The following is a 16,168-nucleotide window of genomic DNA, read 5'->3' on the forward strand; positions in this document are numbered from 1 at the left end:
TGTTGTTCTGTATTCCATCATCCGCAGTAAAAAACTTAATTATTTGGGGCATCACTTAAGACATCATATAATTAAGCCGTCTATGAAAACGCTTAGAATGAAGTCCATAACTGAACGTGAATTAAAAAGAGAAATGGTGCATTAATTATTACTTCTTCAACCATCCCGCAATACTCATTCTCCTCCCGTTCGTAACCAGAACTTCATGTTCGAGCACACTGCTTTTAAAGAAAACCGTTTTGCCCTGAGTAGGTGCAATCATTTGGTTGGCATCGGTTTGATAGACTAATAGTTCTCCTCCATCCTTCCCAACCCAATCCGGATTTAAATAAGAAATCATCGAGTATTGCCGACTGGCGTTGTCCTTAAACTGATCGAGGTGCTTTACATAAAAATCGCCCGCTTCATAAAGTGAATAATGAAATTCATAACTCTGAATGTTGGCATAACAAGTAGCGTTTAAGTAAGCTACAAAAGCATCCATCTTTTCGAAGAACAAGTTTTCATAAGGGTCATTGTGCTCTTTATCCAACCAATAAATCCTGTCCTTCCTTATTAATTGACTGTGCTTTAACAAACTGTCATTACCAGTACCTGCAGGTTTTAATTCATCATCCTCATGCAGCAACAATAAATTAGAAGCCAGGTGTTCACACAAACCATCACTTAAAAAATGTTCAGAGATACCAATACCATCATCCAAAAATCCTGCAATCAAGTCTTCAAAATCCGCTTCCATACTTCCACACCTGAATTGACAAGTTGTGGCAAGGTAGGCCAATTAAAAACAGTAATCAGATTATTAATTTATAATTAAATCTCCACCTTAAAACCCTATAACATTTAGTGCAAATCCTGTAACGTATAATCCCTATAAAATCAAGAACTTAGTACTAGCATCAGGTTGCAGTATAAATCGTAGTAACAGTATTATGCCGGCACTGTGACCTGATGTTTTTTACTCGTTTAATCTAAAAGAAAATACCATGGAAAAGACAATAAAACTGTTGTTGTGCATGGGGTTCTTTTTACTATTGAATTCCTGTGCTGTCGGATATGTCGAGTCTGAACCAACTTATGTAGCCGTTTCCCGTCCACCCCAGCCTTCTGCGACCTATGTATGGATTGAAGGCAATTGGGTATGGACCAATAATAATTATGTTTACCGACAAGGATACTGGGCTAGACCAAGACCGGGAAGAACCTATGTTTCCGGATATTGGCGCCACGAACCCCGAGGCTATGTTTGGGTAAAAGGACGATGGAATTAAGATGATAAACGCACCGAATGGTGCGTTTTTTTATTGACCGGCAGGTAAAATATAATCGTTTAATGCAGAAGGGAATTCTCTTGCTAAACTGTTAAATAGCAATATGCTATCCAAAAAATCGTATATTTGAAGAACTCAATCTGTTAGAAAACTGAGTATACTTTACCCAAATAGAACAGCTGGTTTCCCCATGAAAAGATTGTTTAACATTCCGGTTTTTTTTATCCAATTGCTATTTCCCCTAATTGGATTTGGGTTCAACTTAACGGTTACTCCTACCCATGAAACCTGTCCCGGAAATGCCTCTTTACATTTTACAGTTACGAATACAATACCGGGAAGCTCAATTGTTTATGTGGTTTATAAACTTCCCGATCTAACAACACCTTACGCCTCAGGAACCGATACCACTGTCAACGGACTTACTGTTGGAAATTATAGGGTTATTGCAAGAGAGACTGTCGGTAGTACTACCACAACACAACAACAGGATGTTACGATAACAACTTCGTTTGTACCGCTGAACTATACGGTTGAGGCACTCAATCAGGCGTGTTCAAACACTAGTAACATTTCGGTTATGGTCAGTGCAGGAACCGCCGCTACTTATGCCATAATTTCGGGACCGTCCACCTTTCCATCGCAAACATCCAATACCTTTTCGGGTTTAGTAGCTGGTGTTTACAGAATAAGAGTAACAGACAACTGCGGAAACTCTGCAGTACAGGCATTTACCGTAACGCAAAACCCAACGCTTCTCACTGTAAATAATCCCAGTTTCACCGATACCACTCCTGCATCATGCAATCAGGTTGTGGCTAATAATACAATAGTACCGGCAGCCGGAACGGTAATAGGCTATCCGTTACACATTGATTATGTTTTGCATTTGCCAACAGGAATTACCCATATACTGGTAGTTTTAAATTCGGGTGACCCAACATCTCAGGACATCTCACAAATCCTTCCTTATCCAAACAGTCAGGACTATCTTTATGATGTCGTGATAACCGATGCCTGTGGCACAACCTATCCGGGCAGTAGTTTCTTTGTGAATAGGTCTATTTCATTAAGCTCGGCCATTACTACCCTTCCCTGCAACCAATATTATTTTACCCTGAACGTAGACAATTTTATCGGTCCTTATACACTAAATTTTAATAGCGTTCCGGCGGGTTTCAATCCTGCTGCCTTTAACAGTACTTATCCCGGGCCTTACACTCAGACATCCGTCGTTTTTGGCAGTGACTCTCAACCGGTTCCTATTGGAGATTATACAGTCACCATCACCGATAGCTGTGGCAAGACCCAAACCGAGATTGTTGAAATCAAAGACAAACCACCTGTACCTAACATTTTAGGACTTAGTAACGGTTGCTTAGCCAATAACGGAAGAATAGTACTAAGCCTTGCCGACTATGATATTGTTACAGCAATAGTAACCTCCGCGCCTGCCGACTATCCTTTTCCATTGCCACATGATGTATCGGCTTTGATAAGCAGTGATGGCAGTATTTTGACTTTAGATCCTGTTCCATTAGGTGATTATACCATTCAAATTACAGATGACTGTGGTGATATTATCAGTCCTTTAGAGGTGAACGTACCTCCATTTGATCCTCCCGGAATCACCATTGATGTATTGCAGGGATGTGATATTGGTACGGCTTCGGTAAAAATAAACAGCAGTGAACCAGTTTCCGTAAAAATCACAGTGGCTCCAGCAACGTATCCCTTTTCGCTTCCTCATGATGTTTCCAATAATATTATCAGTAGTGGCGAAATATATCTGACAGGCTTAACCTCTGGAAATTACACTTTCAGCATTCTTAATGCTTGCGGAACTACTACAGCTGCATCGGTAACTATTGATGGTTATACTATAACAAATAGCACATTTTCGCTGGTCCCCGATTGTGGCGCGTTCAATATTCCACTTGATTTTGTAGACAATGTGACCGGAGATGAAACATTTTGGCTCCAAAAACTATTAGACGCAACAACCAACACTTGGGGAAATCCTGTTACTGATGCTTTTTACACTGAGGGAACAGTACCGGATGATACCAATTCTCTTGCGCTGGAAAATAATGCTACCACATATAATCTTACCATCAACGGAGTCTTCCGAATTGTACATCATTTCACTTCCTTTAACAATGGCAGCGACATCAATAACAATTTGGTTCTTTCTCCAACCAAAGACTGTATCGAAATTTTATCACCTACACTGAGCTTTACCAATGCTTTAGCCATTAATGATGTCTATCGTATTCCCTGTTCGACAAGCGGTAATTTTGATGTTTTTTTGTCTGCAACCGGTATTCCACCGCTAAAGTATCGCATTATTGAAAAAGATGGAAGTCCATTTCTTGTAGATAATGGCACTTCAGATGTATTCTTAAATCTTAGTCCGGGCATCTATAAATTTGAGGTAGAAGACAGTTGTGGCAACAGTATTAACCGAATTTTTGATGCTTCCGATTTGACTTCATTGGTTACCATCTATCCAACTTGTCCTTTGTTTAGTTGCACCAGTATCATAACCGGCAATGAAACTTTTGATTTATCAGCACAAAGCAGTGTTATACTTGGTATTCAATCAGCAAGTCAGTATACCTTATCCTATCATACTTCGCAGTCAGATGCAGATGCCAATACCAATCCGATAACCAGTCTAACCAATTTCAATCCAGCTACGAATCCACAAACGATTTACATCAGGCTTATTTTTAATCTGTTTCCAAATTGTTATCAAACGGCAAGTTTTGATTTAATTACGGGACAAATACCAAGAATTAATCTCGCACCGGAATACGTCGATTGTGACGGTCAGCCTGTAGTACTGGATGCTTCTGCAGGTAATTTACCAACAACCGGCTATTCGTGGTCAAACGGATTAACTACACCGGCAATTACCATTAGTGATATTGGCACCACTACACTAAACGTGACGACTACCAACAGTTATGGTACATGTAATGCTTTACCTCTTAGTTGCACCGTTTCAAAAGACATTGTTGTAAACATTGCAGATATACCGGAAATAGATCATATAGAAACTCATGACTGGACCGATAATGAAAACAGCATTACTGTTGTCACCACGCACGATGGTGCTTTTGAATATTCCATTGATGGAATAAACTTTCAGGAAAGTCCCGTTTTCTCAAATTTAAGACCAGGGCTTTATACGGTTTATGTTCGCGATGCAGGCGGATGCAGAACACTGACAGAAGTTGTATGGCTACTGAATTATCCCAAATTCTTCACACCAAACGGAGATGGTTACAATGAAACCTGGTATATATTAAACTCCAATAATGAGCCCGACTTTAAAGTGTTCATTTACGACCGTTATGGCAAACTGATTACCAATATAATTTCTAATGGTCCGGGTTGGGATGGCAAGCTAAACGGAAAGGTATTGTTTGCTGATGATTATTGGTTTGTAGCTTACCGACAGGATGGAAGAATCCACAGAGGGCATTTTACTTTGAAACGATAACTACTCCAGAAAACAGCTCTTCTCTTTCTTTTGCCTTGATGCAAAAGACCCGAGGCTAGAAAGCCGAACTGAGCGAAGTTAAACAAAAAATCAAGGCTCTTGCCAGCGCGCCTCCTGGCTCCTTCGCTAAAACAGTTCGCTGAACTGTTTCTTTACGCTCGGCCCTGCTCAAACAGCTTTTCTTTTTACGGACTTTTCAATTAATTGACACTCGCCTGCAGATTCTAAGGCCGAAAGCGTTTAGCTGAAACCACTTTTATAGTTACTTCTTAAACAAATCCTTTACCGAAACATTCTCTTTTTCAGAAGTAACCGCTTCAAAATAGTTTTTACGCGTAGCACCCATTTCTTTAGCTACCCAGTTTGACGGCATCGTTTCTATTTGATTGTTATAGGCTAAAACACAGGAATTATAGCTATTTCTTGCTGCGGCTATATCTTCTTCCAAATCAATAATAGTGTGTTGCAAATGCATAATATTTCCATTGGACTGCAACTCAGGATAGTTTTCCACCGTTACCAAGACTTTGGACATCAGCGAACTTAATTCATTCTCTTTCTGAATTCGTTCTTCCGATTGCAAATCGGTGTTACTTGTAGCATTTCGCAAACTGACAATTTTTGCCAACGTATCACCTTCAAAAGTCATCGACTGTTGCACCGAAGCAACAATGTTAGGCAAAATATCAAAACGCTTTTTCAAAATAGCATCTAGAGTAGAATACGCCTTCTCAACAGCATTTCTTTTGATGACAATATTGTTGTAAGACACAAATATGATGAAACCACCAATTATCAGAATAAGGATAAGGAAAATCATAGCGCTGTATTTTTAAGTATTGAACAAATATAATTATTTGAAGTTAAAAATATTTACTAAAATGCAAAACATCATTTTACACTTCTAAAGTTGCCTAAGTCTGAAATCTTTTTTAATTTTAAGTCAAAATGGTAGCACAATGAAACGTCTTATTTGCTTTACCGTATTCTTATTTATCTGCAATGCTTATTGCCAACCCGGACTCGGATTTTCCTATACCCATCGGGAAGTTGATGAATACGAAGGTGATTACAGAAATGAGTACTTTGTACAATATGTGTTTAAAAAGAGTCCGGCCGAAAAGGCAGGCTTAAAAGCTGGTGACCAAATCATTAAGTTTCATGATGCCATCGTACAGTTTAACAATACTCTTGCATTTAGTAATAATCTAAAAGATTCGCCAGCTACGGTTACCATGATAATTTCTAGAAATGGTGTAAAACATACCTTTACCATCACCAAAGCAGACAGATCAACCTATTTAAACATCTGCCTCGAAGGCAATTGCACCAATGGAACTGGTACTTTCGTCGATACCAATGGAACAACCTATAAAGGACAATTTAAAAATAAGAAAAAAGAAGGCAAAGGAGAATCAGTTGGAGCTAATGGTGATAGTTATATTGGTGACTGGAAAGATGATAAACGCGAAGGCAAAGGCATATACATTTCAAAACTAGACCCAAATCATATTGTAAGCACCGGCTGGAGTTATACAGGTGATTGGAAAGAGGACGCCATGACGGGCAAAGGAAAAATGACTTATAACGGAGGATTTTATGAGGGCGATATGCTCAATAACCTAAAAAGTGGACAGGGAAAATTAGTAACCGCCGATAAAACGGTTTATGAAGGTAGCTGGAATAACGACAAGCTTAACGGTAAAGGGACAATGACACAACCTAATGGCGATAAATTAACCGGTAACTTTCTCAGTGGCAAGCTTGAAGGAGAAGTTACTGTATACACCAAGGCAACGAACTCGACGACAACTGCTACTTATAGATATGGAATAAAAATATAAAACAAAAAACTCTCAAGCTTTCATTTGGGAGTTTTTAATTTAAAATAAATTTTGATGTTTCAGAATTTATAATATTTTTGATTCTCCCTAACCTAATTCTATGTCAGTCGTTAAAGTATCATCTCAGTTCAAAGCCCAAGCTTATAAAGCCGTATTCTCAATCATTCTTTTTACCATCGTTTACTTTCTTTTTTTTCTTCTATCCGTCGGAATATTTGTTGGATGTTGCTATGCTGCTGCAATGATTGTTGCAGCCAGCCCTGCCTTTATTACAATAATGCTGGGAATAGGATTACTGGGAGTAGGCTTTTTTGTGATGTATTTCATGATTAAATTCTTATTTACCAAAAATAAGAGTGACTATTCTCATCTCACAGAAATAAATATAAAAAATGAACCCAAATTATATCAGATGATTCAGGATTTAGTCAACGAAGTTGAAACAGATTTTCCAAAAAAAGTATATCTATCTTCTGATGTTAATGCTTCTGTATTTTATGATTCAAGTTTTTGGAGTATGTTTTTCCCTGTGAAGAAAAATCTTAATATCGGAATGGGATTGGTAAATACTTCAACTGTTGTTGAACTCAGGGGAATTTTAGCTCATGAATTTGGACATTTCTCGCAAAAATCAATGAGAGTTGGAAGTTATGTATATAATGTCAACCGTGTAATTTATAATTTGTTGTATGACAATGATGAATATAGCGAAGCCATGACTACCTGGGCAAGCAGGAGCGGTTATTTTGCATTACTCATTGGCATAGCCATTGCCTTTAACAAAGCAATACAGTATGTTTTACAGTTCATGTATAAAATTGTAAATGTAAGCTATATGGGATTATCGAGAGAAATGGAGTTCCATGCAGATGAAATTGCGGCTAATGTGGTTGGCTCTGAACCAATGATACATTCAATGATGAGAATGAATTTAACTTCAGATTCATTTGACAGAGTTCTTAATTATTATGAATCCAAAATAAATGATTCCATAACTACTTTTAATGTTTATCCACAGCATCTTTTGGCTACAAACTTAGTGGCAACTCAGAATAAGATTGAAATAATTAATAACTTACCACTGGTTAAGGAAGATTATTTTGAGAAATTCAATAAGACTAAACTAATTATAAAAAATCAATGGGCTTCCCATCCATCTACAGAAGAAAGAATTCTGGCCTTTAAAAAACTAAATATTGTTTTAAAAACAATTGATAACAGGCCTGCAAATGTTTTATTTAAAGACATAATAAAAACCCAGAAGCTACTAACAAAAAAAATGTTTCAAAATGTTGAATATCCTGATTCTCCAATTGAAGAAGATGTTAGTTCTTTCTTAAATACTCTGGAAAAAGAATATGTTGAAAACAAATTTCCTGATGCTTTTAATGGCTATTATGACAACTATTCAATGGATGCCATGGATTTGGAAAAATTAACTGAAGAAACCAGTATTTCAGCTTTTGAAGAGCTTTTCAGTAATGAAAAAATAGAATTGGTTTATGCAAACAACAGTCAGATAAATGATTTAGAAACATTAAAACAAATTGCCAATAAAGAATTTGAATTAAAGTCTTTTGATTATGACGGAAACAAATACAAAGCATCCGAAGCTCAAATTCTTGTAGATAATTTGAATAGTACTATTGAAAATAACAAAAAGCTTTTACGCCAAAATGATAATGAGATTTTCAAATATTTTTATCAAAAAGCAAAACAAAAGACTGGAGAATCGAAACTTGTAAAACTTTACAAGGATTTCATTTTAATGGATAACCAGTATAAATTAAAAATACAACTATATATTGATATGATTAATAATTTTTCTTTTGCTTACCAGCAAAATCAGCCAGATGTAATAAATCGTAACATGAAAAATTTTTATGGTTTAGAGGAAAAATTTAAAACTGAATTAAAATCTATTTTGAATGATGAACTTTATCAAAATGTAGTTACAAACGACCTGAGAGAAAAGTGTAATAAATACTTGGATGATCATTTAATTTATTTTGGAGGCGGGAAATATGACGATGAAGCTATAAATTCAAAAAATGAAATCCAGAATACTTATTTATTCATTTTGCAGCAATCATATTTTCTAAAGAAAAAGGAAATTTTAGAATTACAGGATTCTCTAAGATAAAAAAAACTCCCAAGTTTTCACTTGGGAGTTTTTATATTAAGCATACATTTTCTTTCTCATTTCCTGAATCTTCTCATCATCAAGATATTCATCAAAAGTCATGTATCTGTCAATAACTCCGTTTGGTGTAATTTCTAAAACACGATTCGCAACCGTTTGTGCAAACTCATGGTCATGCGTAGTAAACAATACCGAACCTTTAAAGTTTTTTAATGAATTATTGAATGCCGTAATCGATTCCAAATCCAAATGATTGGTTGGTTCGTCAAGCATCAAAACGTTGGCACGTATCATCATCATTCGTGATAACATACAACGCACTTTTTCGCCACCGGATAATACCGTACATTTTTTCAAGGCTTCTTCACCTGAGAAAATCATTTTCCCAAGGAAACCACGAACATAAACCTCATCACGCTCTTCTTCGGTTTTCACAAACTGACGTAACCAATCTACAAGATTTAAACTTCCGTCAGTAAAGAACGAACTATTATCATTCGGCAAATACGACTGTGTAGTTGTAATTCCCCAGTCAAAAGTCCCGGTATCTGCTTTTAAGTTTCCGTTTAGTATTTCGTAAAAAGCAGTCGTAGCACGCGAATCTTTAGAAAACACAACTACTTTGTCACCTTTTGCCATGTTTAAATCTACATTCTTAAATAACAATTCTCCATCCATTGTTGCGGAAAGATTTTGAACATGCAAAATTTGATCTCCGGCTTCTCTTTCGGTTTCAAAAATAATTGCAGGATATCTACGGCTTGATGGTTTAATTTCTTCCAGATTCAATTTGTCAATCATCTTCTTACGTGAAGTCGCTTGTTTTGATTTGGCTACATTGGCGCTAAAACGACGAATGAATTCTTCCAGCTCGGCTTTCTTTTCTTCTGCTTTTTTGTTTTGCTGTGCTTTCTGACGAGCCGCTAATTGACTTGATTCATACCAAAACGTATAGTTTCCTGAGTAATGGTTAATCTTTGAAAAGTCAATATCCGAAATATGGGTACAAACAGCATCCAAAAAGTGACGGTCGTGAGAAACTACAATTACCGTATTTTCATAATTTGCCAGGAAGTTTTCTAACCACGAAATCGTTTCGAAATCCAGGTCATTCGTAGGCTCATCCATTACCAATACATCAGGATTTCCAAAAAGTGCCTGCGCCAAAAGCACACGAACTTTTAGTTTTCCTTCTACATCAGCCATCAAAGTATAATGCATATCGGCAGTAATACCCAAGTTAGACAACATCGCACCAGCGTCAGATTCTGCATTCCAGCCATTCATTTCCTCAAACTGCACCTGCAACTCTCCTATTCTATCCGCATTGGCATCATCATAATCAGCATACAAGGCATCCATTTCTGATTTCACAGCAAACAAAACCTTGTTTCCCATCATTACAGTTTCTAAAACCGTATGCTCATCAAACATATTGTGATTTTGGTTCAAAACCGACATACGTTTTCCCGGCTCCAGGAAAACTCTTCCCGATGTAGGATCAATATCTCCGGCAAGAATTTTAAGGAAAGTAGATTTTCCGGCGCCGTTAGCACCAATCACACCATAGCAATTGCCTTGAGTGAACGTAGTGTTTACTTCGTCAAACAATATTCTTTTACCAAACTGAACCGATAAATTATTTACAGTTAACATGAATTGTGTTTATTAAATTTCGGTGCAAAAGTAGTTAAAATAAAGGATAAAATAATTAAAAAATTGTTGTGTAATTAATGATAAAACAGCATATTTACCCCGATTTAACTTTAACGATAGATTAACAGTAAAATCCATTATATAGAAATATTTTTGTTTACTAGTTTCGAATGATGCACTGCTTAAGAAATATAAAGGTTTTTAGTTTAGTTCTCCCGATGATTGCTCTTTTGAGTTCGTGTAAAAGCGAGTTTAAAGGTTGCGAGTATGTCGCTTATTTTGGTGGAGAAGTAGTAAATCCGAATAATCCTTATGTGCTTTTCTGCAAAGATAATGAAGTCATTGACACCTTAAAACTTGACGAAAACAATCGCTTTTTTACGCAATTCGACTCGCTTGCTCCCGGACTTTATTCTTTTAAACACGAGCCTGAATATCAATATGTTTATTTTGATAAGAATGACAGCATTATGGTTCGTGTGAATTCAAAAGAATTTGATGAATCAATTGCTTTTTGTGGCCGTGGCGATCAGAAAAACAATTTCCTTATGGAAATGTATTTGAAAAATGAAAAGGACAAATACAAAATGTTTGAGTATTTCGATGACAATTTTGAAGACTTTTCTAAAGAAATAGATGCAACTTATGCTAAAGCAACTTCCTTTTACAATACCCGAAAAGCAGAAATTAAATGGAGTGACGAATTTGATCTTTTTGCCAAAGCATCTTTAGATTTTAATTATTATTCCAAAAAAGAATTATATCCTCTCATTCACAAAATCAGAACCGGAGAAGATATGATTGAAAAATTACCGGCAAATTATTACGATTACAGAAAGACCATTGATTTCAATAATGTTGCCCTTTCAAATTACGCTCCGTATGTGATGTATTTGTCGCATATGCTGAACAATATGGGAACTATCAATTATCACAATCATTTTAGTGAAAAGGATTTAGCCTTGAAAACCAATATCAATAAAATGACCATAGCTGATACGTTGATTAAAAATAAAATGGTAAAAAATAATATTCTCAACAATATTGCTTTTACCTATTTGCTTGAAGATCAGAACATGACCAACAACAATAAGTTTTTGGACACCTATAAAAAACTGTCTACCGACAAGAGCAAGAAGAATGAAATAACAGCCATTTGCAACGCAATCCAAATGCTTAAAGTTGGTAATTCATTACCCGAAGTTCCTCTAATTGATACAACCGGCGCTAGTGTTTCTTTAACTAGTTTGTCAAAACCAAATACAGTATTTTTCTTTTGGACAGAAAAAGCGAAGTCGCATTTTGAAGCTGTCCACATAAAAATAATGGCGCTAAAATCTAAATTCCCACAATATAATTTTGTGGCAGTAAATATTAATGACAGCAAGGAAGATTGGAAAAAAACCTTGGATAAATACAAATTCAAAGGCGTTACCGAAGTGCATTGTTCCGATTTTGAAACGATAAAAAACAAATGGGCAATCAACAAAATACACCGTACCATAATTCTTGATAACAAAGGAGTAATCAAAAATGCCTTTACGAACATATTTGATTCGAAGTTTGAGGAGAATTTGAAGTAGATTATTAGAAATAAAAAAGTCCCGATTAAATCGGGACTTTTTTATTATTAGCTATTTAATTACTGATTTCCTTTAGCATAATCCGCTAAGAACTGCGCCAAACCGATATCCGTTAAAGGATGTTTTAACAATCCTGTGATTGATGATAATGGTCCGGTCATTACATCTGCACCAATTTTAGCACAATTTACAACGTGCATAGTGTGACGAATAGAAGCTGCCAAAATTTGGGTTTCAAAAGCGTAGTTATCATAGATGTCACGGATTTCCTGAATCAATGCTAAACCATCTGTAGAACAATCGTCTAATCTTCCTAAGAACGGAGAAACATAAGTTGCTCCTGCTTTAGCTGCTAAAAGCGCTTGACCAGCAGAGAAAACTAAAGTTACATTTGTTTTAACTCCTTTATCTGAGAAGTATTTACAGGCTTTCACACCTTCTTTTGTCATTGGCAATTTTACCACAATTTGTGGATGCAAATCAGCCAACTCTTCTCCTTCTTTAATCATTCCGTCATAGTCAACCGCAATAACTTCGGCACTAACATCACCATCAACAATATTGCAAATGTCAACGTAGTGTTTTAGGATATTGTTTTTTCCTGAGATTCCTTCTTTTGCCATCAACGAAGGATTTGTTGTAACGCCATCAAGAACACCAAGTGCTTGTGCTTCTCTGATGTCATTTAAATTGGCAGTGTCAATAAAAAATTTCATAATCTGTTGTTATATATTAAAAATAGTTGTGTTTCTGATTTCGTGGTGCAAAATTACACAATTTTTAGGTTCTGAGGTACTAAGCAGCTAAGGTTCTGAGTTTTTTTTCAGTGTTTCAACGACACTACCTTAGTGCCTTAGCTCCTTAGTACCTTAAAACCTTATAGTTTATAATGATTCATCAACATACTTTCATAAATTCTATCCGGCAAAATTCGCTTTAAAACTATGGAGAACTTTTGCATAAACGAGCCGACTTTATAATGCAGTTTCGGATTCTTATCAATTATGATTTGGTAAATTGCCATTGCCATTTCGTCTGGATTGCTACCGCTATCCACGTGTTCATCCATTTGTTTTAGCGTATTGCCATAAGTCGATTCATAAGCCGAACCGGAAACAACCGGCGCATGATATCTTCCCGATGCAATATTCGTAGCAAAATCGCCCGGAGCAACATTCACCAGGTTTATCCCAAACGACTTTACTTCCATACTAATCGCTTCAGTTATAATTTCCAACGCACCTTTAGACGCCGAATAAATGCCTCTGTAAGGCAAACCCATATAACCTGCAATCGAAGTAATGTTGATAATCAAACCCGATTTTTGTTCGCGCATTTGTGGCAAAACCGCCTTAATCACTTCAATCGGGCCAAAGAAATTCGTTTCGAAATTATTCCGCATTTCAGCTGTTGCCGTTTCTTCTATTGGTCCCGTAATTCCAACACCGGCGTTGTTGATTACAACATCAATTCGTTTAGAAATAGAAATGACTTTGGCAACAGCCAGCTGAATGCTTTCAGCACTTCGAACATCCAAAGCAATCAAAGGAAATACTGAATTAGTTACTTTCTCCGGATTGCGGCTCGTTCCGTAAACGGTAAATCCTTTGTGAAATAAAAACTCTCCAATGGCTTTCCCAATTCCGGATGAACCGCCTGTGATTAATACTACTTTACTCATAATGTCATTGCGAGGAACGAAGCAATCTCATTCTCTCTATTTTCTATGTTCTATGTTCTTATTTTTGATGTTAAAGATAAAATGTTTTATCTCAATTTTATACCTAATCCGTAACTTTCACTGAGCTGAATTTTACCATTTACAATTTCGCTTCCTCTAGCAATATCATTGGCAATCAAATTCGCGCCATCCAAATCGGCATAATCACAAAACGGCGCTAATGCTGCACCAGCAGAAATTCCGATTGTAGATTCGGTCATGCAACCAATCATGATTTTATAACCCAATTCTTTTGCAGCGTAAATCATTTCAACTGCTGGTGTCAATCCACCGCATTTTACGAGTTTAATATTGATACTTCGGTAATGATTTTTCAAATCTTTTAAAGCAGTACTATCCTGGCAATCTTCATCTGCCATCCAATTGGCAGATTTATCAGCGTGTAAAACTTTGTAATTATCTAAGCCAGGTTTCATAGGTTGCTCCAAATAGGCAAACTTTGAAATGGCTTCGTTGTTTTCTAACCAAAGGCAATTTTCTTTGGTAAAACTTCCGTTGGAATCAAGTGCAATAGTTGCATCCAATTCTAATAATTTAGAAATATCGTTTTCATCAAAATAATTGCATTTGACTTTAAATTTTGTCCAGACAGATTTATCAATTTTTTTGATTTGATTTTCAACAGTGTCAACACTAATTGTAATCGAAGAATCAGGAAGTTTATTAAAATCGATATTGTTTAATTCCAAAAAACTTTTCTTTTCGAGTTTGCCAAACAAATCCCAATAAGCGCAATCTAGTGCAGAGCGCAGAAAACTTGGCAGTTCTAATTTTAAAAGGAAACTATAAAAATCGGTCGGATGAATTATGTTTTGGCTTTCAATCTGTGATCTTATTTTGGACAAAGTAACTTCGAAATCCGCAAGACTTATATGATAATAATCTATAGAAGTGCATTCTCCATAACCTTTGCTTCCACTCTTTTCAAGTGCTACGATTAAAGCTTCTCTGTGGGTATAATTTCCATAGGCAATGGCAAAGGTTTCCTTAAGTTGAAATCGTACTATTTGCCATTGTAAAACCATAGGGTATAAAAATAAAAAATCCGAATCAATGTTCGGACAATATTATAAAATTTAAGGGAAGATTCTGAAACAAGTTCAGAATAAAAAATGGCAAGCGACCTACATCGCACCGCTCAACCACATACCTTTGCTATGTTCCCATCCTGGAGGATTTTGCAGGAGCTGGTCGTGTAGGACTTGCCGGTGCAAATATACAATCTTTTTATTTTTTTGCAAGAATTTAAGAGCAATATAAATATATTTGCGAGTGAAAAATTAATTGCAAAAAATGAAACTCCGTAAACCTTTAATTACCATTTTATTAGGCTTATTCTGCGTTAGCTTTTTAGGCGTAAACATTATTAGCTGTGGCGATAGTCGACATGATATAGAAAACTATTTTAGCTTTGACGAAGGCAATTTAAAGCCTATGTATCAGGCAACAGACAAAGTTGACTTAAGCTTATTGAATGCTAAAAACAAAACCATTGACAGCATTGCGTATTTTGTAAATGATAAAAGAGTTTCCTCTGTAAAAGGCAATGCCAAATTCACATTGGATTTGAATGGCAAAAAGTTAGGCTATCAAAATGTGAAAGCTTTGGTTTATTTTGAAGGCGATACGGTTTCCACCAAAACCCGCGTTGAAGTGGCTTCTGGAATTGTTCCAAAACTATTAAAGTATACAATTGTTAATACTTATGCTCATGACCCGAATGCGTTTACCGAAGGATTTGAATTCTTCCGTGACACTTTAATAGAAAGCACCGGACAAAATGGTAAATCGTACTTTGCCAAAATTGACCATAAAACCGGAAAAGCATACAAAAAAGTGGACATTGACCAGCAATATTTTGGTGAAGGCGTTACCGTTATCAACAACAAAATCTATCAATTAACCTGGCAAAATGAAGAAGGTTTTATTTATGATGCCAATACCATGAAAAAGCTAAAAACCTTTAAGTTTGACAAAAAAGTAGAAGGTTGGGGAATGACGAATGATGGTAAAAACATTTATCACTCTGACGGAACAGAAAAGATTTGGACAATGAATCCGGAAACGCAAAAGCTAACCGATTTTATAAATGTCTATACCAATGACAGTAAAATTAAAAGCGTTAACGAACTGGAATGGATTAACGGCAAAATCTATGGCAACATCTGGCAGAAAGACGCTATAGCGGTTATCAATCCGCAAACTGGAGCAGTTGAACAAGTATTGGATTTATCGGCTTTGCGGGCTAAAGTAACCAATCCTGAAGCCGAAGTCTTAAACGGAATTGCCTACAACAAAAAGACAAATACCATCTTCGTTACCGGTAAAAACTGGAATAAAACATTTGAGCTAAAGGTTTCAGAATAAACTTTAAAAATATCTAATAAAAAAGCGAGCATTTAGGTCGCTTTTTTATTTCTTT

General features: G+C 36.1%; 12 protein-coding genes and 1 other RNA gene. 6 read left to right on the forward strand and 7 right to left on the reverse strand.

The genetic code is table 11. The features are described from left to right. Nucleotides 1-148 precede the first annotated feature (148 nt). Entirely contained in the window at nucleotides 149-781 is a 633-nt protein-coding gene (locus GS03_RS10360; RefSeq protein WP_246034073.1) for a 2OG-Fe(II) oxygenase, read from the reverse strand. 205 nt (nucleotides 782-986) lie between these two features. Here GS03_RS10360 and GS03_RS10365 point away from each other — a divergent pair, with 205 nt between their 5' ends. Then, entirely contained in the window at nucleotides 987-1,271 is a 285-nt protein-coding gene (locus GS03_RS10365; protein WP_136152472.1) for a YXWGXW repeat-containing protein, read from the forward strand. A 190-nt stretch (nucleotides 1,272-1,461) separates the two neighbouring features. Beyond that, nucleotides 1,462-4,779 (forward strand): T9SS type B sorting domain-containing protein, encoded by a 3,318-nt coding sequence (locus tag GS03_RS10370; protein WP_136152473.1) that lies wholly within the window; start codon nucleotides 1,462-1,464, stop codon nucleotides 4,777-4,779. Nucleotides 4,780-5,041: 262 nt separating this feature from the next. On the opposite strand, the gene GS03_RS10375 is transcribed toward GS03_RS10370, so the two are convergent. Then, nucleotides 5,042-5,599 (reverse strand): LemA family protein, encoded by a 558-nt coding sequence (locus tag GS03_RS10375; RefSeq protein WP_136152474.1) that lies wholly within the window; start codon nucleotides 5,597-5,599, stop codon nucleotides 5,042-5,044. Between the two features lie 139 nt (nucleotides 5,600-5,738). Between GS03_RS10375 and GS03_RS10380 the strand changes: the two genes are divergently transcribed. Both GS03_RS10380 and GS03_RS10385 read left to right on the forward strand, forming a co-directional pair. Beyond that, a complete protein-coding gene (locus tag GS03_RS10380) occupies nucleotides 5,739-6,623 on the forward strand; it encodes an MORN repeat-containing protein (RefSeq protein ID WP_136152475.1) in 885 nt (294 codons plus the stop codon). A gap of 100 nt (nucleotides 6,624-6,723) precedes the next feature. Beyond that, nucleotides 6,724-8,766 carry a M48 family metalloprotease gene (locus GS03_RS10385; RefSeq protein ID WP_136152476.1) on the forward strand — a complete coding sequence of 681 codons (2,043 nt, stop codon included), beginning with the start codon at nucleotides 6,724-6,726 and terminating at the stop codon, nucleotides 8,764-8,766. 36 nt (nucleotides 8,767-8,802) lie between these two features. Here the strand turns inward: GS03_RS10385 and GS03_RS10390 are convergent, their stop codons facing one another. Then, entirely contained in the window at nucleotides 8,803-10,422 is a 1,620-nt protein-coding gene (locus GS03_RS10390) for an ABC-F family ATP-binding cassette domain-containing protein (RefSeq protein ID WP_136152477.1), read from the reverse strand. A gap of 170 nt (nucleotides 10,423-10,592) precedes the next feature. On the opposite strand from GS03_RS10390, the gene GS03_RS10395 reads away from it, so the two are divergent. Beyond that, nucleotides 10,593-12,005, forward strand: a complete 1,413-nt coding sequence (locus GS03_RS10395) for a TlpA family protein disulfide reductase (protein WP_136152478.1) — start codon at nucleotides 10,593-10,595, stop codon at nucleotides 12,003-12,005. Between the two features lie 59 nt (nucleotides 12,006-12,064). Here the strand turns inward: GS03_RS10395 and fsa are convergent, their stop codons facing one another. The 4 genes from fsa to ffs all read right to left on the reverse strand — a co-directional run bounded on the left by fsa (nucleotide 12,065) and on the right by ffs (nucleotide 14,954). Next, entirely contained in the window at nucleotides 12,065-12,721 is a 657-nt protein-coding gene (gene fsa, locus GS03_RS10400; RefSeq protein WP_136152479.1) for a fructose-6-phosphate aldolase, read from the reverse strand. A gap of 161 nt (nucleotides 12,722-12,882) precedes the next feature. Further along, nucleotides 12,883-13,686, reverse strand: coding sequence for an SDR family oxidoreductase (locus GS03_RS10405; protein ID WP_136152480.1), 804 nt, complete (start codon nucleotides 13,684-13,686; stop codon nucleotides 12,883-12,885). A gap of 86 nt (nucleotides 13,687-13,772) precedes the next feature. Next, entirely contained in the window at nucleotides 13,773-14,771 is a 999-nt protein-coding gene (locus GS03_RS10410; protein WP_136152481.1) for an enolase C-terminal domain-like protein, read from the reverse strand. An 85-nt stretch (nucleotides 14,772-14,856) separates the two neighbouring features. Further along, nucleotides 14,857-14,954, reverse strand: an RNA gene (gene ffs, locus GS03_RS10415) — signal recognition particle sRNA small type. Between the two features lie 85 nt (nucleotides 14,955-15,039). On the opposite strand from ffs, the gene GS03_RS10420 reads away from it, so the two are divergent. Continuing rightward, nucleotides 15,040-16,113, forward strand: coding sequence for a glutaminyl-peptide cyclotransferase (locus GS03_RS10420; RefSeq protein WP_136152482.1), 1,074 nt, complete (start codon nucleotides 15,040-15,042; stop codon nucleotides 16,111-16,113). Nucleotides 16,114-16,168: the final 55 nt, after the last annotated feature.

The sequence above is a fragment of the Flavobacterium sangjuense genome, assembly GCF_004797125.1.
Lineage (GTDB): Bacteria > Bacteroidota > Bacteroidia > Flavobacteriales > Flavobacteriaceae > Flavobacterium > Flavobacterium sangjuense.